At 74.1% G+C, this 23714-nt stretch carries 22 protein-coding genes and 1 tRNA gene; 16 read left to right on the forward strand and 7 right to left on the reverse strand.

Going from position 1 to position 23714, the window contains the following annotated elements; translation table 11 throughout:
• Positions 1-76 precede the first annotated feature (76 nt).
• The 3 genes from ET526_RS03140 to ET526_RS03150 are packed head-to-tail and all read left to right on the forward strand — an operon-like array spanning position 77 to position 2037.
• Positions 77-391, forward strand: coding sequence for an integration host factor subunit alpha (locus ET526_RS03140; RefSeq protein ID WP_135466203.1), 315 nt, complete (start codon positions 77-79; stop codon positions 389-391).
• Positions 388-783, forward strand: a complete 396-nt coding sequence (locus tag ET526_RS03145; RefSeq protein ID WP_135466204.1) for a MerR family transcriptional regulator — start codon at positions 388-390, stop codon at positions 781-783. The genes ET526_RS03140 and ET526_RS03145 overlap by 4 nt, the downstream gene beginning before the upstream one ends.
• Before the next feature lie 36 nt (positions 784-819).
• Positions 820-2037, forward strand: a complete 1218-nt coding sequence (locus ET526_RS03150; RefSeq protein WP_135466205.1) for an MFS transporter — start codon at positions 820-822, stop codon at positions 2035-2037.
• Here ET526_RS03150 and ET526_RS03155 read toward each other — a convergent pair.
• Positions 2016-2339, reverse strand: a complete 324-nt coding sequence (locus ET526_RS03155) for an ArsR/SmtB family transcription factor (RefSeq protein ID WP_135466206.1) — start codon at positions 2337-2339, stop codon at positions 2016-2018. The two genes, ET526_RS03150 and ET526_RS03155, sit on opposite strands and share 22 nt — an antisense overlap.
• Before the next feature lie 269 nt (positions 2340-2608).
• On the opposite strand from ET526_RS03155, the gene ET526_RS03160 reads away from it, so the two are divergent.
• The 8 genes from ET526_RS03160 (at position 2609) to ET526_RS03195 (ending at position 10286) form a co-directional block, all read left to right on the forward strand.
• Positions 2609-2685: transfer RNA gene (locus tag ET526_RS03160), tRNA-Pro, on the forward strand.
• Between the two features lie 95 nt (positions 2686-2780).
• Complete coding sequence (gene mscL, locus ET526_RS03165) at positions 2781-3275, forward strand: large-conductance mechanosensitive channel protein MscL (protein WP_135466207.1); 495 nt, start codon at positions 2781-2783, stop codon at positions 3273-3275.
• 24 nt (positions 3276-3299) lie between these two features.
• Positions 3300-4754: an amidase gene (locus tag ET526_RS03170; RefSeq protein WP_135466208.1), complete on the forward strand. Its 1455-nt coding sequence runs from the start codon at positions 3300-3302 to the stop codon at positions 4752-4754.
• Positions 4755-4771: 17 nt separating this feature from the next.
• Positions 4772-6352, forward strand: a complete 1581-nt coding sequence (locus tag ET526_RS03175) for an acyl-CoA synthetase (RefSeq protein ID WP_240048229.1) — start codon at positions 4772-4774, stop codon at positions 6350-6352.
• Between the two features lie 14 nt (positions 6353-6366).
• Positions 6367-7539 (forward strand): multidrug effflux MFS transporter, encoded by a 1173-nt coding sequence (locus tag ET526_RS03180; RefSeq protein ID WP_135466209.1) that lies wholly within the window; start codon positions 6367-6369, stop codon positions 7537-7539.
• A 72-nt stretch (positions 7540-7611) separates the two neighbouring features.
• Positions 7612-7977: a RidA family protein gene (locus ET526_RS03185; protein WP_135466210.1), complete on the forward strand. Its 366-nt coding sequence runs from the start codon at positions 7612-7614 to the stop codon at positions 7975-7977.
• A 127-nt stretch (positions 7978-8104) separates the two neighbouring features.
• Positions 8105-9106 (forward strand): NAD-dependent epimerase/dehydratase family protein, encoded by a 1002-nt coding sequence (locus ET526_RS03190; protein ID WP_135466211.1) that lies wholly within the window; start codon positions 8105-8107, stop codon positions 9104-9106.
• A gap of 43 nt (positions 9107-9149) precedes the next feature.
• Positions 9150-10286, forward strand: a complete 1137-nt coding sequence (locus ET526_RS03195; protein WP_135466212.1) for a DegT/DnrJ/EryC1/StrS family aminotransferase — start codon at positions 9150-9152, stop codon at positions 10284-10286.
• An 84-nt stretch (positions 10287-10370) separates the two neighbouring features.
• Here the strand turns inward: ET526_RS03195 and ET526_RS03200 are convergent, their stop codons facing one another.
• Together ET526_RS03200 and ET526_RS03205 are read right to left on the reverse strand one after the other, a co-directional pair.
• Positions 10371-12158: a hypothetical protein gene (locus ET526_RS03200; protein ID WP_135466213.1), complete on the reverse strand. Its 1788-nt coding sequence runs from the start codon at positions 12156-12158 to the stop codon at positions 10371-10373.
• A 308-nt stretch (positions 12159-12466) separates the two neighbouring features.
• Positions 12467-12733, reverse strand: a complete 267-nt coding sequence (locus tag ET526_RS03205) for a hypothetical protein (protein WP_135466214.1) — start codon at positions 12731-12733, stop codon at positions 12467-12469.
• A gap of 289 nt (positions 12734-13022) precedes the next feature.
• Between ET526_RS03205 and ET526_RS03210 the strand changes: the two genes are divergently transcribed.
• Positions 13023-13214 carry a hypothetical protein gene (locus ET526_RS03210; RefSeq protein ID WP_135466215.1) on the forward strand — a complete coding sequence of 64 codons (192 nt, stop codon included), beginning with the start codon at positions 13023-13025 and terminating at the stop codon, positions 13212-13214.
• A 71-nt stretch (positions 13215-13285) separates the two neighbouring features.
• Positions 13286-14065, forward strand: coding sequence for a DUF6065 family protein (locus tag ET526_RS03215; protein WP_135466216.1), 780 nt, complete (start codon positions 13286-13288; stop codon positions 14063-14065).
• A gap of 66 nt (positions 14066-14131) precedes the next feature.
• Here the strand turns inward: ET526_RS03215 and ET526_RS03220 are convergent, their stop codons facing one another.
• The 4 genes from ET526_RS03220 to ET526_RS03235 all read right to left on the reverse strand — a co-directional run bounded on the left by ET526_RS03220 (position 14132) and on the right by ET526_RS03235 (position 18320).
• Complete coding sequence (locus ET526_RS03220) at positions 14132-15181, reverse strand: glycosyltransferase family 2 protein (protein WP_135466217.1); 1050 nt, start codon at positions 15179-15181, stop codon at positions 14132-14134.
• Positions 15178-16203 carry a glycosyltransferase gene (locus ET526_RS03225; RefSeq protein ID WP_135466218.1) on the reverse strand — a complete coding sequence of 342 codons (1026 nt, stop codon included), beginning with the start codon at positions 16201-16203 and terminating at the stop codon, positions 15178-15180. The genes ET526_RS03220 and ET526_RS03225 overlap by 4 nt, the downstream gene beginning before the upstream one ends.
• Before the next feature lie 31 nt (positions 16204-16234).
• On the reverse strand, positions 16235-17761 hold the full coding sequence (locus tag ET526_RS03230) for an exopolysaccharide biosynthesis polyprenyl glycosylphosphotransferase (protein WP_135466219.1): 1527 nt from the start codon (positions 17759-17761) through the stop codon (positions 16235-16237).
• An 82-nt stretch (positions 17762-17843) separates the two neighbouring features.
• The gene (locus ET526_RS03235) at positions 17844-18320 is read right to left on the reverse strand and encodes a GtrA family protein (protein ID WP_135466220.1); all 477 of its coding nucleotides are present in this window, start codon (positions 18318-18320) and stop codon (positions 17844-17846) included.
• Positions 18321-18611: 291 nt separating this feature from the next.
• Between ET526_RS03235 and ET526_RS03240 the strand changes: the two genes are divergently transcribed.
• The 3 genes from ET526_RS03240 to ET526_RS03250 all read left to right on the forward strand — a co-directional run bounded on the left by ET526_RS03240 (position 18612) and on the right by ET526_RS03250 (position 23711).
• A complete protein-coding gene (locus ET526_RS03240) occupies positions 18612-20204 on the forward strand; it encodes an ABC transporter substrate-binding protein (RefSeq protein ID WP_135466221.1) in 1593 nt (530 codons plus the stop codon).
• A 78-nt stretch (positions 20205-20282) separates the two neighbouring features.
• A complete protein-coding gene (locus ET526_RS03245; RefSeq protein WP_135466222.1) occupies positions 20283-21875 on the forward strand; it encodes an ABC transporter substrate-binding protein in 1593 nt (530 codons plus the stop codon).
• Positions 21876-22109: 234 nt separating this feature from the next.
• Entirely contained in the window at positions 22110-23711 is a 1602-nt protein-coding gene (locus ET526_RS03250; RefSeq protein WP_135466223.1) for an ABC transporter substrate-binding protein, read from the forward strand.
• Positions 23712-23714 lie beyond the last annotated feature (3 nt).

Consider the following 23714-nt stretch of genomic DNA (forward strand, 5'->3'; position numbering starts at 1 on the left):
CGCAAGGCGCGGTTGACGCCCGCGGCGGATACAGGTTTCCTAGACCGATGAAGGGCTTGCGGGAACCGGCTGCGGGATGAACACGCTCACGCGCGCTGATCTGGCGGAAGCCATCTACGCCCAGGTCGGCCTGTCTCGGAACGAATCCGCCGCGCTGCTCGAGACCGTGCTCGAGCGCATCTCCGCCGCGCTGGAGGCCGGGGAGCCCGTGAAGATCGCCGCCTTCGGCACCTTCCTGGTGCGCCAGAAGGGGCAGCGGGTGGGGCGCAACCCCAAGACCGGGGTCGAGGTGCCGATCCTGCCGCGCAAGGTGCTCGCCTTCCGCCCCTCGCAGGTGCTGCGTGCCCGCATCAACAACCAGGTCCCGCCGAAGCGGGATGACGCGGCGTGAGCGGCGACCACGCCCCCGCCCCGCCCCGCCTGCGCAAGGCGCCCACGGCCTTCCGCACCATCAGCGAGGTCTCGGACGACCTGCAGATCCCGCAGCACGTGCTGCGCTTCTGGGAGACCAAATTCCCCCAGCTCAAGCCGCTGAAGCGCGGCGGCGGGCGGCGCTACTACCGCCCGGAGGACATCGCCCTGCTGCGGCGCATCAGCGACCTGCTCTATACCCAGGGCTACACGATCAAGGGCGTGCAGCGCCTGCTGCGGGAAGGGGGGCTCGCCGAGGCCGCCCCGACGGCGGAGCCGGAGGCGGCGGAGCCGGGCGCCCACGGGCTGCGCGCGGCGCTCGAGGAGCTCGAGGAGATCGCCGAGGAGCTGCGCGCCCTGGCCCGTGCCTGAGGCGCCCGGGCGGGAGGCGCCCCGCCGCATTCCGGAATGATCCGCACCGACGGCCTTCCCGCGGCGCTCGGCGCCACCACGCTCTGCCAGGCCCTCGCCACCCTGGCGGTGTTCGTGCTGCCGGTGCTGGCACCGCTGGCCGCCCGCGACATCGGCCTGCCGGCGCATCTCGTCGGCTGGCAGGTGGCGGTGGTCTATGTCTTCGCCTCCGCCGGCTCGGGCCTTTCGGGCGGGCTGCTGGCGCGCTGGGGGCCGGCGCGCACTACCCAGGCGGCGCTCGCCGCCGTCGCCCTGGGCTGCGTGCTGATCGCCTCGGCCCTGGTGCCGGCGATCCTGCTCGGCTCGGCGCTGATCGGTGCCGGCTACGGCCAGACCAACCCCGCCGCCTCCCAGGTGCTGAGCCGCCTCGCCCCGCCGGCGCGGCGCAACATGGTCTTCGCGGTGAAGCAGACCGGCGTGCCGCTCGGGGCCGCCCTGGCCGGGCTGCTGCTGCCCTCGGTCGCGCTCTGGCTCGGCTGGCGGGCGGCGGCGCTGCTCGCGGCGGCGGCGTTGGCGCTGGCCGCGCTCGGCCTTGCCGCCTTCCGCCCAGCCTGGGATGCCGAGCGCGATCCGGCGGCGCCGCTGCGCGGCGGCACCGGCGGCGCGCTCGCCGAGCTGCGCGCACAGCCGGGGCTGACGGCGCTCGCCATCATTGGGGCGCTGTTCGCCGCCATCCAGCTCGCGCTCGGCGCCTATGCGGTGACCATGCTGGTCGAGGAGTTCGGCTGGGGCACGGTGGCCGCCGGGGCGGCGGCGGCGCTGGTGCAGGGGGCGGGCGCGGTGGCGCGCCTTGTCTGGGCGCTGCTGGCCGACCGCTGGCGGGCCGGGCTGGCGGTGCTGGCGCTGATCGGCCTTGCCAGCGCGGTGACGGCGGCGCTGCTGCCGCTCGCCACCGCCTGGCCGGTCGCGGCGGTGCTGGCGCTGATCGGTGCGCTCGGCTTCTCCGCCGCCGGCTGGAACGGGGTGCTGATCGCCGAGGCGGCGCGCATGGCCCGCGCCGGCCGGGCGGGGGTGGCGACGGGCGGGGTGCTTGCCTGCACCTTTGCGGGCGTGGTCGCCGGCCCCTCGCTCTTCGCGCTGATGGTGGGCGCGCTGGGCGGCTACAGCATCGCCTTCGCCGCCATCGCCGTGCTGCCGCTGGCCGGCGCCGCGGTGGCCTGGCGGGCGCACCGGCGGGAGGCGGCGGGCGCCGCTCAGCCGCGCGGGGGGCAGTAGAGGTCGCGCAGCACCTCGAGCAGCCGCGCCGCCTTGGGCTCGGCCAGGCGGTAGTAGATCGTCTGCGCCTCGCGCCGCGTGGCGACCAGCCCGTCCTCGCGCATCTTCGCGAGATGCTGCGACAGCGCCGATTGCGACAGGCCGACGTTGTCGGCGAGATCGCCCACCTTCATCTCCCCGGCGCCGACCAGGTGGCACAGCACCAGCAGCCGCTTCTCGTTGGCGAGGAGACGCAGCAGGCGCGTCGCCTCCGCCGCCCGCTCCTCCAGCAGGGCGATGTCCGGCGGCGCCTCAACCTGCATGGCGGGCCTCCTCCGCAGCCGGCGGGGGGGCAGGCGCCCTCTCCGTGCGCTCGCGCCGCGCCGTGGCGCCGTGGGCGGTGTCCGGAGGCGCGGGGGGGTCTGGGGCGGGTCGGGTCATCATCGGCCGGCAGGCGGTGATGCGGGAAGAGTAGGCGAGGGAGCCGCGCCGGCGAAAGACGTGCCGGGACGGTTCCGAAGCGCCACCGGCCCGCCCCTTGCGGGGCGGGGGGCTGGCGGACGGGGTGGCCGGATGGTAGGAAGGCCTCCGTCGGAGCGTAGCGCAGCCTGGTAGCGCATCAGTCTGGGGGACTGGGGGTCGTGGGTTCAAATCCCGCCGCTCCGACCATCGGCCCGCCCCCTCCTTTCGACAGCGTCACCGCATCGCCTATCCTGGACGCGCCGGCCGTTCCCAGCGGGCCGGCCCCGTCGAGGAGGTGAGGCATGCCGATCGGTCCGGTCCCGCTGCACGAGCCCGCCTGGCTGCGCGACTTCAAGGCCTTCCTGATGCGCGGCAACGTGGTGGACCTCGCCGTGGGCATCGTCATCGGCGCCGCCTTCACCGCCATCGTCACCTCCCTGGTCGAGGACCTGATCAACCCGCTGATCGGCCTGCTGATCGGCGGCGTGGACTTCTCCAACGTCTTCATCGTGTTGAGCGGCGAGCGCCGCGCCTCGCTGGCGGCGACGCGCGAGGGCGGGGCGGCGGTGCTCGCCGTCGGCAGCTTCCTCAACACGGTGATCCGCTTCCTGATCGTCTCCTTCGCCATCTTCTGGCTGATCCGCGTGCTGTCGCGGCTGCGGCTGCAGGATCTCGGCAGGACCGCCGTGCCGCCGACGCGCACCGAGGCGCTGCTCGCCGAGATCCGCGACGCGCTGCGCGCCCGGGCGGAGGAGGGGGCGCGGCCGCCCCCTGCGCCGCCGGCTGCGCCGGTGTAGGCTCCGGCGCGGGAGGACACGCCGATGCACGACCTGCCGTTCCGCTCCGCCCTCGATCTGGCGCTGGCGATCCGCGAGCGCCGGATCGGCTGCCGCGAGCTGCTCGATCTCCACATCGCCCGCGTGGAGCGGCTGGATCCGCGCCTCAACGCCGTGGTGGTGCGCGACTTCGACCGGGCGCGCGCCCGCGCCGACGCCGCCGACGCGGCGCTGGCGCGCGGCGAGGCCTGGGGGCCGCTGCACGGCCTGCCGATGACGGTGAAGGAGAGCTTCGACATCGCCGGCCTGCCCACCACCTGGGGCCTGCCCGAGCTGAGGGACAGCCGGGCGGAGGGCAACGCCGTCGCGGTGGAGCGGCTGCTCGGCGCCGGGGCGGTGATCTTCGGCAAGACCAACGTGCCGCTGCTGCTCGCCGACTGGCAGAGCTTCAACGCCATCCACGGCACCACGAACAACCCCTGGGATCTCTCGCGCTCCCCGGGCGGCTCCTCCGGCGGCTCGGCGGCGGCGCTGGCGGCGGGGCTCTCGGCGCTCGAGCTCGGCAGCGACATCGGCGCCTCGATCCGCAACCCGGCGCATTACTGCGGCGTGTTCGGCCACAAGCCGACATGGGGCATCTGCCCGCCGCGCGGCCAGGCGCTGGACGGCAACCTGGCGGAGACGGACATCGCCGTGATCGGCCCCCTGGCGCGCAGCGCCGGCGACCTCGCCGCCGCGCTCGGCATCATCGCCGGGCCGGACGCCATCGAGGCCGTGGGCTGGCGCCTCGCCCTGCCGCCGCCGCGGCGGACCCGGCTGGCCGACTGGCGCGTGGCGGTGATGCTCGACGACCGCAACGCCGAGGTGGACGCGCCGGTACAGGAGGCGATCGCGCGCCTCGCCGACTTCCTCGCCGCCCGGGGCGCGACGGTGAGCCGCACCGCGCGGCCGGAGGTGGACACGGACGAGGCCGCGGCGCTCTACATCCGCCTGCTGCGCGCCGCCACCTCCGCCCGCATCCCGCCCGAGGCCTTCGCCGCACAGCAGGCGGAGGCGCGGGCGCTGGCGCCGGAAGACGAGAGCTACCGCGCCCGCATGCTCCGGGCCAACACGCTGTTCCACAGGGACTGGCTGGCGGCGAACGAGCGGCGGCAGCGGATGCGCCGCGCCTGGGCCGCCTTCTTCCGCGACTGGGACCTGCTGCTCTGCCCCGCTGCCGCCTCCGCCGCGGTCCCGCACGACCAGGCGGGCGAGCGCTGGGAGCGGCGCATCACCGTGAACGGGCGCGCGGTGCCGGCGACCGACCAGCTCTTCTGGGCCGGGTTCAGCGGCATGGCCTACCTGCCCTCCACCGTCGCGCCGGTGGGCGACTCGCCCGAGGGGCTGCCCATCGGCGTGCAGATCGTCGGGCCGCAGTACGAGGACCTCTCCTGCATCGAGTTCGCCCGGCAGATCGAGGCGGAGTGGCGCGGCTTCACCCCGCCGCCGGGCTTCGCCTGAGCATAGGAAGGGGAGGGATGATGGGCCCCGCGACAGCAATGAACCTCGGGCGGCTGCTGACGCAGACCGCGCAACGCGTGCCCGACCGCCTGGCGCTGGTCTGGGGCGAGCGGCGCTGGACCTGGCGCGAGCTGGATGCGCGGGTGGACCGCTTCTGCGCGGCGCTCCGGGCGCGCGGCATCGGCAAGGGCGACCGGGTGCTGGTGCATTCCCGCAACGGCAACGCCATGTTCGAGAGCCTGTGGGCGGTGCTGAAGATCGGCGCCGTCTGGGTGCCGACCAATTTCCGCCTGACGCCGCCGGAGGTGGTGCACCTCGCCGCCACCTCGCGCGCCCGCGCCATGCTGCGCGACCGCGGCTTCGCCGCGCACGCCGAGGCGGTGCGCGCCGCCGGGCCGTGGTGCGAGACGGTGTTCGCCCTCGGCGACGCGCAGGCGGGGGAGGTGGAGTACGAGGCCGCGCTCGCCGCCGCCACGCCGCCGCCGCCGGACCACGAGGCGGAGGTCGCTTATGGCGACCCGTGCTGGTTCTTCTTCACCTCCGGTACCACGGGGCGGCCGAAGGCGGCGGTGCTGACCCACGGCCAGATGGCCTTCGTGATCAACAACCACCTCGCCGACCTGTTTCCCGGCGTGACCGAGCATGACGCCTCCCTCGTTGTCGCTCCGCTCAGCCACGGGGCGGGCGTGCACCAGATGGGGCAGGTGGCGCGCGGCGCCCGCACCGTGCTGCTGTCGGGAGAGCGGCTGGACGTGGAGGAGGCCTGGCGGCTGGTGGAGGAGCACCGGGTCGGCAACATGTTCACCGTGCCGACCATCCTGAAGGCGATGGTCGAGCACCCGGCGGTGGACCGCCACGACCATTCCTCGCTGCGCCACGTCATCTACGCCGGCGCGCCGATGTACCGCGAGGACCAGAAGCGGGCGCTGGAGAAGCTCGGCCCCTGCATCGTGCAGTATTACGGCATGGGCGAGGTCACCGGCTGCATCACCGTGCTGCGCGCCGACCAGCACGGCCTAGAGGCGGATGCGGGCCTCCCGCCCGGCACCTGCGGCGCCGCGCGCACCGGCATGGAGGTGGCGATCCTCGACCCCGAGGGCCGCCGCCTGCCGCCCGGCGAGATCGGGGAGATCTGCGTGCGCGGCCCTGCCGTCTTCGCCGGCTACTTCGAGAACGAGGCGGCGAACGCCGAGGCCTTCCGCCACGGCTGGTTCCATACCGGCGACCTCGGCCGGATGGACGCGCGGGGCTTCCTCACCATCACCGGCCGCGCCAGCGACATGTACATCTCGGGCGGCTCCAACGTGTATCCGCGGGAGGTGGAGGAGGAGATCCTGACCCATCCCGGCGTGCTGGAATGCGCCGTGGTCGGCATGCCGCACCCGAAATGGGGCGAGGCCGGCATCGCCGTGGTGGTGCCCGCCCCCGGCGCGGCCCTGACCGAGGCCGAGGTGCTCGCCCACCTGCAGGGCCGCGTCGCGCGCTACAAGCAGCCGCTGCGCGTGGTGGTGTGGGAGTCGCTGCCACGCTCGGGCTACGGCAAGGTGCCGAAGCGGATGGTGAAGGAGCGGCTCGCGGCGGAGGGCATCGGCTTCTGAACGCGCCGGGCCGGATGCCCGCCGGCGGCGCGCGGCTGATCGTCATCCTCGGCGGCCTCGCCGCCTTCGGGCCGCTGGCGATCGACATGTACCTGCCGGCCTTCCCCGCCATGGTCCGCGACCTGGCGACGGAGCCGGCGGCGGTGCAGCGCACCCTCGCCGCCTTCTTCGCCGGGATGGGGCTCGGGCAGCTCGCCTACGGGCCGCTCGCCGACCGTCTCGGCCGGCGCCCGCCGCTGTTCCTCGGCCTCTCCCTGTTCACCCTGGCCTCCGCCGGGGCGGCGCTGGCGCAGGAGGTGGGCTGGCTCTCCTGGCTGCGCCTGGCGCAGGGGCTCGGCGGCTGCGCCGGCATGGTGGTGGCGCGCGCCGTGGTGCGCGACCTCACCGAGGGTCCGGCGACGATCCGCATGATGTCCCAGCTCATGCTGGTGATGGGCATCGCGCCGATCCTGGCGCCGAGCCTCGGCAGCGCGCTGCTGGCGGTGGCGGGGTGGCGGGCGATCTTCTGGGCGCTCGCCGCCTACGGGGCGGCGCTGATCCTCGCCGTCGCCCTGGCGCTGCCGGAGAGCCTGCCGCCGGCGCGGCGGCGGCGCGACGGGCCGCTCGCGGTGCTCGGCGTCTACGCCGCGCTGCTCGCCGACCGGCGCTTCCTCGGCAACGCCCTGGCGGGCGGCCTCGCCACCGCGGGGATGTTCGCCTACATCGCCGCCTCGCCCTTCGTGTTCATGGACCTGCACGGCCTGTCGCCGCGCGGCTACGGGCTGCTCTTCGGCCTCAACGCGCTTGGCATCATGGCGGTGGCCCAGCTCAACGCCCGCCTCGCGCGGCGGGTGCCGGCGGAGCGCGCGCTCGCCGCGGTGCAGGCGGCGATGGCCGGGGCGGGGGCGCTGCTGCTCGCCGCGGTGCTGGCCGGCATCGCCGGATTCGCGCTGACCGCCGGGCTGGTGCTGGTCTTCGTCGCCGGCATCGGCGCCGCCTCGCCGCTGGCCGCCGGGCTTGCCATGGCGCCGCACGGGCGGGCGGCGGGCAGCGCCTCGGCGTTGCTGGGGGCGCTGCAATTCGGCCTCGGCGCTCTCGCCGGCTGGCTCACCGGCGCGCTGCAGGACGGCACGGCGCTGCCGATGGCGCTGGTGATGGCGCTCTGCGCCGCGGCGGGGCTGCTCGCGCGCGTCGCGCTGGCGCGGTGAGGAAGGCGCGCCGCCCCCCTTGCCTGCCGGGACGCAGGTGGCAGTCTGCCGCACTGTCCTAGGGAGGTCGGCATGGGCATCAGGCGCCTGGCGGAGGAGGAGCGGCTGTGCGGGGCCGTGGTGCATGGCGGCCTGGTCTGGCTCGCCGGCCAGGTGGCCGACGACGCCAGCCTGGACGCGGAGGGCCAGACCGCCGACATCCTCGCCCAGATCGACGCGCTGCTGGCGGCGGCGGGGACGGACAAGCGCCGCCTGCTGTCGGTGACGGTGGTGCTGGCCGACATCCGCGACGCCCCGGCGATGAACCGCGCCTGGGACCGCTGGCTCGACCCCGCCGCGAAGCCGGCGCGCATGACCATCCAGGCACCGCTCGTGGACCCCGCCTGGAAGGTCGAGATCACCGGGGTGGCCGCGCTGCCGGAACGCGGCGGGGCATGACCGCGCCCCGGCCTGCCCGTGCCGCGCCGGCCCCGGCGGGCAGGCATGGTTCCGCCGCATTTCCCGGCGATCAGGACGGGAGCGGGCGGGGGCCGCCGCCTTCCGCCCGGGAGGGGCTGTGACGAGCATGAACGACGCGGAACGGGCCGCCTGGTGGCGCGGCCGGCGCGTGCTGGTGACCGGTGGCGCGGGCTTCCTGGGCAGCGCGCTCTGCCATGCCCTCGCGCGCCACGGCGCGCGGGTGACGGCGCTCGACGCCATGTTCCCCGACGGGGGGGCGAACCGGGCCAATCTGGAGGGCGCCTCGGTCCTGCTGGTGCGCGGCGACATCCGCGACACCGAGCTGCACAGCCTGTGCGAGGGCACGGAGGTGCTGTTCAACATGGCCGCCCAGACCAGCCACATGGGCGGGCAGAAGGACCCGGTGGCGGATATCGGCGTCAACGCCGTGGCCCAGGTGCGGCTGATCGGCGTGATGCGCGAGGTGGCGCCGCGGGCGACCGTGGTGCACGCCTCGACGCGCCAGTTCTACGGCCGCCCGATCCGCCTGCCGGTGGACGAGCTGCACCCGGTCAACCCGCCCGACGCCAACGGCGTCTCCAAATGGGCGGGCGAGCAGTACTGGCTGCTGGAGCAGCGCGTGCACGGCCGCCCCGTGGTCTCGCTGCGCCTGACCAACTGCTACGGCCCGCGGCTGCGCATCCGCGACGCGCGGCAGACCTTCCTCGGCATCTGGATCCGCCGCGTGCTGGAGGGCGAGCCCTTCGAGGTCTGGGGCGGCGAGCAGCTCCGCGACCTCACCTATGTGGACGACGTGACCGAGGCCTTCCTCCGCGCGGCGGAGAGCGCGTCGTGCCCGGAGGTGGCGGGGCGGGTGTTCAACATCGGCGGCGCCCCCCCGGCCAGGCTGCTCGACCTCGCGGAGCGGCTGATCGCGGCCAATGGCGGCCGCGGTCACTACCTCGTGAAGGAATTCCCGGCCGACCGCGCGCCGATCGACATCGGCAGCTACCATGCCGACGACCGTGCCTTCCGCGCGGCCACCGGCTGGGCGCCGGCCGTGGACCTCGACGAGGGGCTGCGCCGCACCCTGGAATGGTACCGCGCGCGCCTTCCCGACTACGTGTAGAACCCCTTCCTCCCGCCAGCACCGACTTCCGGAAGCGACGACCATGGATTCCCCGCCCGCGATGATTCCCCAGGCCGATCCCGGCGCCGGCTACCGCGCGCAGAAGGCGGAGATAGATGCCGCCGTGGCCCGGGCGCTGGACAGCGGCTGGTACATCCTGGGCCGCGAGGGCGAGGCCTTCGAGCGGGAATTCGCCGCCTGGCTCGGCACCGCGCGCGCCGTGGGCTGCGGCAACGGCACCGACGCGCTGGCGCTGATCCTGCGCGGGCTCGGCATCGGCGAGGGCGCGACGGTCGCCACCGTCTCCCATACCGCGGTCGCCACCGTGGCGGCGATCGAGATGGCGGGCGCGGTGCCGCTGCTGCTCGACATAGACCCCGACACCTACACCATGGACCCGGACGAGCTGGCCGCGGTGCTCGAGGATCCGCCGCCCGGCCTGCCGCCGATCCGCGCCGCCATCGTCGTGCACCTCTACGGCCAAGCGGCGGATCTCGGCCCCATGCTCGGGGCCTGCGCGCGCAGCGGCGTGGCGCTGATCGAGGACTGCGCGCAGTGCCACGGCGCCACCCTGGGCGGGCAGAAGCTCGGCACCTTCGGCCAGGCGGCGGCCTTCAGCCTGTATCCCACCAAGAACCTCGGCGCGCTCGGCGATGGCGGCATCCTCGCCACCGACGATTTCGAGCTCGCCGACCGCATCGCGGCGCTGCGCCAGTACGGCTGGAAGGAGCGCTACGTCTCCGGCCTGGTCGGCGTGAACAGCCGGCTCGACGAGCTGCAGGCGGCGATCCTGCGCGCGCGCCTGCCGCATCTCGACGCCGGCAATGCCAGGCGGCGGGAGATCGCGGCGCGCTACGACGCCGCGCTCGCCGGCGGCCCGATCGCGCCACCGGCGCGGCGGGAGGGGGCGGAGCACGTCTTCCACCAGTACGTGCTGCGCGTGCCCGACCGTCCCGCGGCGCAGGCGCGGCTGCGCGACGAGGGGGTGGGCACCGGCATCCACTACCCCGTGCCCGTGCATCTGCAGCCCGCCTATCGCGGCCGCATCCCGCTCGGCCCGGCCGGCTGCGCCGAGACCGAGCGCGCCGCGCGGGAGGTGCTGAGCCTGCCGATGTATCCCGAACTGTCCGAGGCGCAGGTGGAGCGCATCTGCGCCGCCCTGCGCGGGCTCGGCCGGTAGCGGCATCCCCCGGCCGGCGGCCGCGGGCCCGGGCGGCTGTGGCGTGGCCGAGCGCGGCCGCGTCCGGCGATCCCGCCGGCCGCATCATTCGAGGCCCGCCAGCCTGAGGCCGCGCTCGTAGAGCGCGCGGTCCTCCGGCCGGCGCACCGGCGTGCGGCGCAGCGCCTTGGCCACCGTGAAGTCCGGCTCGATCGCCAGCAGCCGTGCCCGCACCGCCGCCGCCTCCGCCGCGAGGCCGAGATGGCCGAGGGCGGAGAGGTAGGTCTTGTAGGGGTAGCTGAAGCCCGGCTGCAGCGCCACGACGGCGCGGCCGACCGCCGCCGCCTCCGCGTAGCGGCCGAGGAACAGCAGCGGAATGCCGCGCCCGGCATCGAAGAAGAAGGCGTGCGGGTGGCACGGGGCGAGCTGGCGGTAGCGGTCGAAGCGCTGCAGCGCCGCCTCGTGCGCACCGAGATAGCTCTGCGCCATGCCCGAGAAGACCCAGGCCATGGCCAGGTTGGGGTTGAGCGCCAGGGCCCGCTCGTGCAGCGCCGCCGCCTCCTCCACCTGGTGGTGCAGGAAGGCGCGCACATGGCCGAGGATGGTCAGGGCCTGGGCGTCGAGCGGGTCGAGGGCGACCGCGCGGCTTGCCAGCGTCTCCGCTTGGGCGAGCACCTCGGCGTTGTCCGCCGCCCACCCCTGGCCGACCAGGAACAGGTGCCAGTAGGCGAGCCAGGCATGGGCCGCGGCATGGTCGGGTTCGAGCGCGATGGCCTGGCGAAGCCATTCCCCGGCGGCGAGGAAGCCCGTCCGCTCGAGCCGGTGGATCGCCGGGATGGCCCGCAGCAGGAGGTCGTGGGCACCGCCATGGACGGTGCCGCGGGCGCTGGCGCGGCTTGCCTCGATCAACAGGATCTCCGGGTCTATCCGTGCCACCACCTCGGCGGCGATCTCGTCCTGCAGGGCGAGGATGTCGTCCGCCTTGCGGTCGAAGCGCTCGCTCCAGACCACGGTGGCCGGCCCGCGCAGATCGGTCAGGCGGAGGGAGACGCGCACCTGCCCGGCGCCGCGCTGCACCGTGCCGGCGAGCAGGAAGTCCAGTCGCAGGGCCCGCGCCGCCCCCTCTTCGCCCTGCGAGGCGGCGGCGGCGGCGAGGGAGGCGCCGTCCACCACGAACAGCCAGCGGAAGCGGGCGAGAGCGGCGGTGATCTCCTCGGCTAGCCCGACCGAGAGGTGCTGCTCCGCCTCTCCCCCGAGGGCGCGGAGCGGCGGCACGCCGAGCCGCGCGCCGCGCAGCCCCTGCCGCGGGGGGCGCGACGCCGAAGGGAAGGAGAGGCGAGGGGCCTCGGCGGGCGGCGGCCCCGCGACGGGACCGGGCGCCGCCCGCCGCGGCGGGAACGGGGCCGGCGCCGCCTCGCGCAGCCGCCGCCGCTGCTCGGCGAGCCAGTGGTCGAAGGCGGGATCGAGGCCGTCGAGGTCGCTCAGCAGCTCCTCCCCGCCCGTCGCGCCACCGCTGCGCAGCGCCTCGATCACGTCCACCCAGACCGCCCCCTCGCGCAGCCTGACGGTGTCGCGGGATGCCGACAGCACCGGCAGTCCGATGGGGGACAGGGCCTGCTGCAGCTCGCGCAGCGCCTGGCGCAGGGAGCCGCGCTGCTGCTCCGGCCCCCGCCGCGACCAGAGCAGCCCGGCAAGGCGGAGGCGTGAGACGTGCTCGCCGGGGCTCATGCCGAGCAGGGCGAGCAGGGCGCGGGTCTTGCGGGAGCGGGGCAGCACCGGCACGCCCGCCAGGCTCCAGGCCTCCATGCGCCCGCGCAGCACGAGGCGCAGCCGGGGATCGGCGGGAGGCTCTGGCAGGCGGAGGCAAGGCGTGACGGGGTAGGTTGCGCTCATACATCGAACATGTTGCCGCGCCCGTCCCGCGTCATCCCCTTTCGCGGCGCAGGGCGCCGCGGGGCGACTCCGCGCGGCGGGCAGGCCCGTGCGGAGCGACCGCCACGGGCGCGGCCGGAGGGAGGGGTGCCGGCGCGGCGCGAGGGCCGATTCGCGCCGGAGGCGATCCTCATGCCGTCCCGATCCCTGGCCGGCATGGTTCCTCGCCGGCGCACGGCCGCCATGCGCGGCCGGCCGTGAGACGGGGGCGGTGGCCCCGCGCGCACGGATATCGGGCTGCGGGGGTCAGGACCTTCCGCGGCCGGGCATCAGCCCGCGGAGCGCCGCGCCGGCGCGGCAGGCAGCGAGGTCAGCTTCGGATCGGCGGCGATCACCGCCGCGCGCAGCGCCCGTTCGGCCTCCACGAGTTCGAAGCCCGCGAAATCCCGCTCGATCGCCTCGGCCAGGGTCCGCGCCACGGGGGCGCGCCCGGCCGCCACGGCGTCGGCGCGCTCGCGGCAGGCCACGAAGCGGCGCGCGGTTTCGAAGACCCGCAGCAGGTGTTCCCTGTCCACATCCATGCTGTCCGGCTGCATCCGGAGACTCTCCCGTCATTCCGCCTTGCCGCACGGATATCGCGCCGGCGCTGCCGCCGCGCGTGAGTTCGCCGCGACAAGCGTGAAACGACCGTCAATTCGCGGGCGATGGCGGTGGGATCCGGTTCCCGGGAAAGGAAAAAAACCGCCTACTAGGTAAAAAGTCCTTTACACCCTCACAACGTACTCCTATTGTTCCGGTCACGGCGGTTGCCCCAGCCATCGCCGGGCCCGCCCCGCGGCAGCACCGCGGGGCGGGCCCCTCCCGGTGCCACAAGGAGTGTCCCCCATGCGCTTCCCTTCCTCCACCGCGGCCAACCCCTCCGGCGCCCTGCTCCGCCCGGCCACGAAGACGCTGCCGGCGCTGCCGGCCCGCCCCGCCTCGCCGCGGAGCGACGCCCCCCGCGCCGCGCGGATGGCGCCGGCAGCGGTGGCCGATGCGGGGCGGCTGCGCTTCGGTGCCGGCATGCGCCGCGGCTGAGCCAAGGCGGGTCAGCCATTCCCGGAGGGGCCGCGCGCCCCTCCGCCTCCCGCAGAGCGGAGCCGAACGCCATGGACCTAGCGCCCATCGTCACCTTCTACCGGCTGATCGACGCGGCCCGCCCGCCGGAGCGCGCCGACCGCGCTGCGCTCGGCAGCCTGCCGACCCGGGCCTTCCGCTACTGCGACGCCGTGACCACTGCCTCCGGCTTCGGATGGTATCTCTCCTCCCCCCTCGATCTCGACCTGCTGTGGGATGGCACGCAGATCTGGTGGACCTGCGAGGGGCTGACGGACTGGCTGCCGCTCGGCGCCGCGCAATTCCCGCATTTCGCCGCCCGTTTCGACGCCGCGGCGCCGGAGCGGGTGAAGGGCTGGTCGCCTCCTTTCCTCACCGCGCTGCAGGAGCCGGGGATGGTGCAGCTCTGGACCGGGCTGGCCGCGCGCACCGCTCCGGGCTGGAGCCTGCTGGTCCGCCCGCTGGCCAACCTGCCCCGCCACCCCGCCCTCGAACCCTATGAGGGGCTGGTCGAGACCGACCGCTGGTTCGGGCCGCTCTTCACCAATCTGCGCCTGACCCGCACCGACATCCCGGTGCGCCTGCATGCCGGAGAGCCGCTGGTGCAGGTGCAGCCGATTCCGCAGGCGGCCTATGCCGAGGCGGTGCTGAACCGCACCGCCTTCGTCCCCGATCTGGAGGCGTTCCGGGAGGAGGACTGGACGGGCTATTACGACACGCTGGTGGCCCCGAACCACGATCCGGACCGCCGGCCAGGCCGCTACGCCGCCGAGGCGCGCCGCCGGCGCCGCGGTGCCGGCTGCCCCTTCGCCGCCCTGGCCGAGGCCGGGTGATGCCTTCCCTCCCGGGCCTGCCGCGGATCCCGTTGAAGCGGGCCAAGCTGAACGGGTGAAGAGGCTCTAGCGCGCGCCGGGGCGCGCGGCGGCGGCCGGCAGGGTCGCCAGCACCTCGCGCCGCAGGCGGGTGAGCAGCCCGCCGCGATGCCGGGCATCATTGGCGGCGAGGTAGCGCCGCGCCGCCGGGGAGAGGCGGTAGAGCGCCTCGGTGCCCGGCGCCGGGCGGAACGCCCGCGCCAGCGCCAGCGCCGCCAGCCCGGCCCGCAGCCCCTGCGCCAGCACGCCGTTGCGCGCGCCCTTCGCCTGGTAGCCGAGGAAGCGCGGCAGCAGGGCGAGGGGAGAGGCACCGAACTTCATCTCGATGTAGAGGCGGTTGCGCACGAAGTGGAACCAGCGGGTTCCCGACCAGGCGACGCGCTGCTCGGGGCTCACCTTGTGGCGCACCGCGATGTCGCCGCGGTAGCGGATGCGCCGGCCGAGATTGATGGCGCGCAGGGCGAAGTCGTATTCCTCCCAGCAGAAGAACAGCGCATCGTCGTAGCCGCCGGCGGCCTCGAAATCGGCGCGGCGGATGGCATGGCCGGCGCCGACGAAGGTGCAGGCGTCGAAGCTGCCGGCCGCGCGCGGCAGCAGCGCCGCCGGATAGCCCCAGGAGGAGAGGTCGTCCTCCCCGGTGGCGTGCACCAGGATGCGGCAGGCGATGGCGGCGAGGTCGGGTTCGGCATCGAGCGCCGCCACCGCCCGCGCCAGCGTGTCGGCGGTGGCGAATTCCGCGTCGTTGTCGAGGGCGAAGACCACCCGCCCGCGCCCCAGCGCCGTCGCCCGGTTGCGTCCGCCCGCCACGCCCCAATTGCGGTCGAGCCGGACCAGCGTGGCGTCCGCCGCCCCTTCCACGGCCCGGGCCAGCGCCGCCAGCGCCTCCGGCGCGCTGCCCTGATCGGCGATCCAGACATGGCGGGAGACGCCCCGCTGCGCGCGCGCCGAGGCAATGGCGGCCAGCGTCTCCTCCGCCCGGTCGAGCGCGAGGATGATGACGTCCGCGTCGTAGGACTCCCCGGCGGGGCCGTCCGCTCCGGCGATCCGCCGCGGTGGCGGGAAGGGGCCGAGGCTCACGGCGCGCGTCCGCCCAAGGCGAGGACGGGATCGAAATCGGGGGCCGGGACGGCGAGATAGGCGATGCGCTTCGCCTCCTTCCGCCCGCGCGTCACCGTGTCGAGGATCAGGCCGCAGGCGAAGGAGAGCAGCGAGGCGAGGCCGAGGCCGGTGGCGAGCACGACGGTGGGGAAGCGCGGGACCAGGCCGGTGCGCAGATACTCCGCCAGCACCGGCAGGAACACCGCCAGCGCCAGCACCAGCAGCGCCGCCCCCGCCGCCGAGAAGAAGGCGAGCGGCCGCTCGCCCTTCACCAGGTTGACGATGGTGCGCAGGATCCGCAGCCCGTCCGTGTAGGTGCGCAGCTTGCTCGCGGAGCCCTGCGGGCGCTCGCCATAGGCGGTGCGCAGCTCGCCCACCGGCATGCGGAGCTGCAGGGCGTGGACCGTGAACTCCGTCTCCGTCTCGAACCCCTCGGCCAGGGCGGGGAAGGATTTGACGAAGCGGCGGGAGAAGACGCGGTAGCCCGAGAGCATGTCGGTGATGCGGTTGCCGAAGAGCAGGCGCACCATCCCGGTCAGCATGGCGTTGCCGAAGCGGTGGCCCGGGCGGTAGGCGCCGGTCGTCTCCTCCGGTGTCACACGCACGCCGGTCACCATGTCGAGGCGCTGCTCGATCAGCAGGCGCACCATGGCCGGGGCGGCGGCGGCATCGTAGGTGCCGTCGCCGTCCACCAGCACGTACACGTCGGCCTCGATGTCGGCGAACATGCGGCGGACCACGTTGCCCTTGCCCTGCAGCGCTTCGGTGCGGACGACGGCGCCGGCCGCGCCCGCCACCTCCCGCGTACGGTCGCGGGAGTTGTTGTCGTAGACGTAGATCGCGGCCGCCGGCAGCGTCGCACGGAAGGCACGTACCACGCCCGGGATCGCCACCTCCTCATTGTAGCAGGGGATGAGCACCGCGATCCGCGGCGCGGCCCTGCCGGAGGGCGGGGCGGGGGGGTTGGCGTACGCCGCTTCCACGGCCAGGCTGTCCGACATGCGCTGCGCGTCTCCTGCGCGGCCCGGTGGGTCAGAGCGCGTTGCGCATGCGGGCCACGGCCAACAAGGTGCGCAGGATTATAACGAAATCGAGCCAGAGCGACCAGCGCTCGATGTATTCGAGGTCGCTTTCCACCCGGCGGATCAGCTTCTCCTCCGTGTCGGTGGGACCGCGCCAGCCACGCACCTGCGCGAGGCCGGTCAGGCCCGGCTTGACGCGGTGGCGGGCGGCGTAGCGCGCGAACACCTGCTCGAAGGGGCGGCCGGCGGCGAGGGTACCGGGCGCGTGCGGCCGCGGGCCGACGAAGGACATCTCCCCGCGCAGGATGTTGAAGATCTGCGGCAGCTCGTCGAGGGAGGTGCGGCGCAGGAGGGCACCGACGCGCGTCACCCGCGGATCGCCCTCGGTCACCTGGCAGCGCGCCTCCGGGTCCGCCGCATCGTGATACATGGTGCGGAACTTGAACACGTGGAAGTCGCGGTTGTTGAAGCCGGTGCGGCGCTGGCGGAACAGCACCGGGCCGGGACTGTCCAGGCGGATCGCCAGGGCGATCAACGCCATCGGCACCGCGGCGATGGCGAGCGCGACCAGGGCCAGCAAGTAGTCTTCGGCCGTCTTGATGGCGCCGGCGAGCCCGTTCATCGGGCGCTCGACCAAGTGCGGCAGCAGCAGGCCGCCGGCCTCCGGCGCGCCGGGGCGGCAGCCATGGTAGGCGACCAGCTCGGGCGCGAGGCGCACATCCACCGGATAGTCGGCGAGCACGCCGAGCACACGCATCAGCCGCGCCTCCGCCGCCCAGGGCAGGGCGAGGATAACCTCATCCACCTCGTCGTGCCGGATCATCGCAAGCAGGCTGGCGAGATCGCCGAGATGCGGCAGGCCGCTGCGGCCGCGCCCTGAGGGGCTGACCGCGCCGGGGCGGTCATCCACGACGCCGAGGAGCCTGAGGCCGTGGTCCTGCCGCGCGCGCAGGGCCTGCACCAGGCGCTGCGCGTGCGGGCCATCCCCGACCAGCACGACGCGCCGCCGGGTGCGCTCCGCGGCGCGCCGCAGCGCGGTGGCCTGGACGAGGCGCCCCGCCAGGAGCAGCGGCACCGCCCCCGCCAGCCACAGCGCGGCGATCCCCGCTGGCAGCGCGCCCGGCGCGCCGAGCGCGTGGCCGGCGAGCCACAGCGCGCCGATGCCGCCCGCGGCAACGACCAGGACGGAGGACAGGGCGCGCCGCCCGCCGAACAGCGCCGGATGCGCATAGGCCCCCGCCAGGCCCGAAAGGCAGGGAAGCAGCACGGCGAGGAACAGGATCAGCTCCGGCGCCGGCCGCCCGGGCGACAGCTCCGACCAGTGGAGGAGCGCCCCTGAGAGGCCGATTCCCGCCGCGTCGAGCAGGGCGGCGCCGGCGGCGAGCAGCAGGGGCGGGAAGGGCCTCGCCAGCGTCCACGGTCCCGCGAGTCCCGCGGACCGGCCACGGGGCGCGAACCGCGCCCAGCCGGTCTCGACCAGTGTCGGGCCGGGTGGGGCCTGGGGAGGTCCCGGATCGGGCGGAATCATGCCGTGCATGTCGGAATCGCGTTCGGGGTCCAGGCCAGGGGCGGCGCAGCGTCGGTACCTGGGACGTCGAAGCGCATGGTCCCGTCCATTGTCATCGCTCGGCTACAGGGGCCACGCGCAGCCGCGCGGCGAAGACGATCTGGCGGGACAGCGTGAAATTCACGGCAAGGCCCGCAATCGAACCCGCCGCCACCGCGAGCACCGGCTGGGCCGAGGCCAGCGGGATCAGCGTGATCGCCGCGGCGTAGGTTCCGAAATTGACGGCGAATCCCGAGAGGTTGACCAGCAGGAACAGGGCCCATTGCCGCGCCTCCGGCCGGCCGCCGGCGCGACCGCGGAAGGTCCAGGCGTGGTTGAGCGCATAGGTGGTGCTCGCCGCCGCCACATAGGACACCAGCCGGCCGAGCCAGGGGCCGAGGCCGAGCGCGAGCCCGGCCAGCAGCACCAGGGCATCGACCAGGAAGCCGAGGCAGCCGACCACGCCAAACCGCAGGAACTCCCCGGCGATCGGGGAGGGGCGCGGGCCGGGGCGGGCCTCCAGTGCAGGGCGGAGCGGCAATGTCGTCATGCGGTGGGTCTCGGCTGGGTCGGGTTTAATCATATCGTATGCGGGCGACAAACCACGGGGCGGTGACCAGCGCACGGCGATGCACGGCATCCGGCCGCGCCTCCGGCAGCAGGCCGGCGGAAGCGGCGCGGAGAAGGTGCGCGGGAGACCTGCGCCGTCCTTATGGCAACAGAGTGGCGGCGGGGCGTGCGCCCGCGCGCCCGGAAAGCGCTTGCGGCGCCTTGGGGCGCGCTGGTTCAGTGGCTTGAGGGATCGCCGTCACGGCTCCGCGAGACCCCCAGGGAGGAGTGCATGTTTCGACGTGATTTCCTGGCCGGCGCCGCTGCCGCCGGCGCCGCCGGCCTGCCGCGCTTCGCGATCGGCCAGCCTACCGGCAGCCAGGTGGTGAGGTTCATCCCCCACGCCGACCTTGGCATCCTCGATCCGATCGTCACCACCGCCTACGTCACCCGCATCCACGGCTTCCTGGTGTACGACACGCTCTATGGCGTGGATGCGGAGTTCCGCCCCCAGCCGCAGATGGTCGAGGGGCACCGCATCGAGGAGGACGGCAGGCGCTGGGTCCTCACCCTGCGCGAGGGGCTGCGCTTCCACGACGGCGAGAGGGTGCTGGCGCGGGACTGCGTCGCCTCGATCCGGCGTTGGGCCGGGCGCCACCCGCTCGGGCAGGAGCTCAACGCGCGCCTGGCGGAGCTCTCGGCACCCGACGACCGCACCATCCTGATCCGGCTCCACCGGCCCTACGCCCTGCTGGCGGAGGCGCTGGGCAGCCCGGTCACGCCCTGCTGCTTCATCATGCCCGAGCGCTTGGCGCAGACCGACAGCGCCCGCCCGGTCGGCGAGATCATCGGCAGCGGGCCGTTCCGCTTCCTCGCCGGGGAGCGCGTGCAGGGCAGCCGCTTCGTCTATGCGCGCAACGCGGACTACGTCCCGCGCGAGGGGGGCGAGCCCTCCTGGACCGCGGGGCCGAAGCGGGTGCATGTCGAGCGGGTCGAGTGGCACATCATGCCCGATCCGGCCACCGCGGCCGGGGCGCTGCAGGGCGGCGAGGTGGACTGGTGGGAGACGCCGACCGCCGACCTGCTGCCGGTGCTCCGGCGCAACCGCAACATCGTGGTCGCGCTGCCGAACCCGACCGGGATGATGGCGTGGGGACGCTTCAACCACCTCCATCCGCCCTTCGACAACCAGCGCATCCGCCGCGCGCTGATGGGCGCCATCAACCAGGCGGACTACATGACCGCCGTCACCGGCACGGACCGCTCGCTGTGGCGCGACGGGGTGGGCTTCTTCCCGCCCGAGACCCCCTTCGCCTCCGATGCCGGGCTCGAGGTGCTGCGCGGGCCGCGCGACCTCGACCGGGTGCGGCGGGAGATCGAGGCGGCGGGCTATCGCGGGGAGAGGGTGGTGCTCCTCGGCACCACCGACGTGCCGACGCTGGCCGCGCTCAGCCATGTCGGGCACGACATGCTGCGCCGGGCGGGGCTGAACGTGGAGTTCGTCGCCACCGACTGGGGCACCGTGGTGGCGCGCCGCGCCAGCCGCGAGCCGCCGGAGCGGGGCGGCTGGAGCATGTTCTTCACCTTCTGGACCGGGCTCGACAACATCAATCCCGGCGTGAACCAGCCGATCCGCGGCAACGGCCGCGACGGCTGGTGGGGCTGGGCGACGAGCGAGCGGCTGGAGGCGCTGCGCGCCCGGTGGTTCGACGCCGACGACCTCGCCGCCCAGCAGGCGATCGCGCGGGAGATGCAGGCCATCGCCTTCGAGGAGGCGCCGACCCTGCCGCTCGGACAGTATTTCCAGACCACTGCGCACCGCCGCGCGATCACCGAGGTGCAGCAGGGGCTGCCGGTGTTCTGGAGCCTGCGCAAGAGCGGCTGAGCGCTCCACCCCCCGGTCTTGCGGAGGGGCGGCGGCGGTGGTCCCATGGGGGCAAGCAAGACCACCCGGAGGCTCACGATGAACCGGCGTTCCCTCCTCAAGGCGTCCGCTGCGGCGGGGGCCGTCGCGGCGCTGCCCCGCTTCGCCATCGCCCAGCCGCGGCAGGCGCGCCTCCTGCGCTTCGTGCCGCACGCCAACCTCGCCGTGCTCGACCCGATCTGGACCACCGCTTATATCAGCCGCAACCACGGGCTGATGGTCTACGACACGCTGTTCGGGATCGACCGGGAGTTCCAGCCGCAGCCGCAGATGGCCGAGGGGCTGGCGGTGGAGGACGACGGCCGCACCGCAACCGTGACGCTGCGCGAGGGGCTGTACTTCCACGACGGCGAGCGGGTGCGCGCACAGGACTGCGTGGCCAGCCTGAAGCGCTGGATGAAGCGCAACCCCATCGGGCAGCATCTCGAGGGCCTGACCGAGGAGCTGACGGCGGTGGACGACCGGCGGCTGCGCTTCCGCCTGAAGCAGCCCTTCCCGATGCTGGCCCACGCGCTCGGCACCATCGGCGCGCCCATCCCCTTCATCATGCCGGAGCGGCTGGCCAATACCGATCCTTTCCAGCAGGTGCGCGAGGTGGTGGGCAGCGGCCCCTACCGCTTCAAGGCGGACGAGTTCAACTCCGGCAGCCTCGTGGTGTACGAGCGCTTCGCCGGCTACGCCCCGACGCCGCATGCCGGCAACGGGCTGCTCTCCGGCCCGAAGACGGTGCATTTCGACCGCGTCGAGTGGCACATCATCACCGACGCGGCGACCGCGGCCGGGGCGCTGCAGGCGGGCGAGATCGACTGGTACGAGCAGCCGCCGCCGGAGATCCAGCAGCTTCTCCGCCGCAACCGCCAGATCAGCGTCGAGCCGCTCGACCGGCTGCCGCTGACCGGCATCATGCGCTTCAACCACCTGCATCCGCCCTTCAGCGAGAAGCGGATGCGGCAGGCCATCCTCCCGGCGGTGAGCCAGGAGGATCACATGATCGCCATCGTCGGCACCGACAAGGACCTGTACCAGACCGGCACCGGCATCTTCACCCCCGGGACGCCGCTCGCCAACGACGAGGGGATGGAGGTGCTGACCGGCCCGCGCAGCATCGAGCGCGCGCGCCAGCTCCTGCGCGAGGCCGGCTACACCAACCAGCCGATCCGCCTGCTCGGCTCCACCGACATCCTCGCCCCCTCGGCCATGACCCAGGTGGCGGCGGACATGTTCCGCCGCCTCGAGGTCAATCTCGACCTGGTGCTGACCGACTGGGGCACGGTGGTGCAGCGGCGCGCCTCTCGCGAGCCGCTGGAGCGCGGCGGCTGGTCGGTGTTCTGCACCGCCTTCAACGCCTACGACTTCCTCGACCCCGCCGGGCACTTTCCGCTGCGCGGCAACGGCACCAGCGGCTGGTTCGGCTGGCCGACCGTGCCGCGCCTGGAGGAGCTGCGCCTCGAATGGTTCGGCGCCCCCGACCTCGAGGCGCAGCAGCGGATCGCGCGCGAGATCCAGCGCGTGGCGCTGGACGAGGTGGTCTACGTGCCGCTCGGCTCCTACCTCTCCATCATGGCGATGCGCCGGAACCTGGAGGGGCGGGTGCCCGGCCCGCCGGTGTTCTGGGGCATCCGTCGGGCCTGACGCCGCGCGTCCCGGAGCGCTTCGGGACGCGGCGGTCCCGGCTGCGCCCGTCGGAGCACGGGATGGCGGGCCGGCCGCCGGGGCGCTTGGCACGGCGCATGCAAACCTTCTCCCCCGTCGCCCGCACCCAGCGGCGGAGCGCCCGTGGAGCCTCTGCGATGGTCCCTGGCGCTCTGCCCGGCCTTAAGGCAGTTTGATGGAAATCCGGGCGAGGCAACGGCTGGGAGAGAGAACATGGACCGGAGGCATTTCCTGAAGGCGGCCGCAGCCGCCGGCGCACTGGCCGGAACGGCCGGGCTTGCGGCGCCGGCCCTGGCGCAGGGCACGGCGGCGCGCACGCTGCGCTTCGTGCCGCAGGCCAACCTGGCGAATTTCGACCCGATCTGGGGCACGCAATACGTCGTGCGCAACGCCTCGGTGCTGGTGTGGGATACGCTCTACGGCCTGAACGCGGAACTCCAGCCGCAGCGCCAGATGGTCGAGGGCGAGGAAATCTCCGACGACGGGAAGACCTGGACCTTCCGCCTGCGCGAGGGGCTGCGCTTCCACGACGGGGAGCCGGTCAGGGCGCAGGACTGCGTCGCCAGCCTGAACCGGTGGATGGTGCGCGACGGTATGGGCCAGATGCTGCGCGCCATCCAGGAGGAGCTGGTGGCGGTGGACGACCGCACCTTCCGCTGGCGCCTCCGGCAGCCCTACCCGAAGATGCTGCTGGCCCTCGGCAAGACCAACACGCCGATGGCCTTCATGATGCCGGAGCGGCTGGCGAGGACCGATCCGTTCCAGCAGATCACGGAGTATGTCGGCTCCGGGCCGATGCGCTTCCTGCGCAACGAGTGGGTGCCGGGGGCGCGGGCGGTGTTCGCGCGCTTCGAGAACTACGTTCCCCGTGGCGAGCCCGCCTCCTGGCTGGCCGGCGGCAAGCGCGTCACGATAGACCGGCTGGAATGGATCATCATGCCCGATCCCGCCACCGCCTCGGCGGCGCTGCAGAGCGGCGAGGTCGACTGGTGGGAGACGCCGCTGACCGACCTCGTGCCGCAGCTCCGGCGCAACCGCAACATCCAGGTGGACATCGCCGACCCGCTGGGCAACATCGGCTCCTTCCGCTTCAACCACCTGCACCCGCCCTTCAACGACGTCCGCGCGCGCCGCGCCGTCGCCATGGCGCTCAACCAGGAGGACTATATGCGCGCGGTGGTCGGCGACGACCGCAACCTGTGGCAGACGTCGGCCAGCTTCTTCACCCCCGGCACGCCCCTCTACACCGAGGAGGGCGGCGACATCCTCAAGGGCCCGCGCGACATCGAGGGCGCGCGGCGGCTGCTGCGCGAGGCGGGCTACGACGGCCAGCCGATCACCGTGCTGGTGGCGCAGGACCAGGCACCGCTCAAGGCCATGGGCGAGGTGACGGACGCGCTGCTCCGCTCGATCGGCATGACCGTGGACTTCGTGGCGACCGACTGGGGCACGGTGGGTCAGCGCCGCGCCTCCAAGGCGCCGCCGGGGCAGGGGGGATGGCACGTCTTCCACACCTGGCACGCGGGCGCCGACTGCACCAACCCGGCGACGCAGATCCAGATCCGCGCCAATGGCGACGGCGCCTGGTTCGGCTGGCCGAAGGACGAGGCGGTGGAGGCGGCGCGCGACAAGTGGTTCGAGGCGCCGGATCTCGAGGCGGAGAAGGCGGCGGTGGCGGAGATGAACCGGGCGCTGTTCAACCACGTCACCTACGCGCCGACCGGCTTCTACAAGACCTACCAGGCCTGGCGGCGCAACGTCTCCGGCGTTATCGGGGCGCCGATCCCCTTCTTCTGGGGCATCGCCAAGACCTGAGCG

It is taken from the genome of Crenalkalicoccus roseus, from assembly GCF_004761865.1.
GTDB lineage: Bacteria > Pseudomonadota > Alphaproteobacteria > Acetobacterales > Acetobacteraceae > Crenalkalicoccus > Crenalkalicoccus roseus.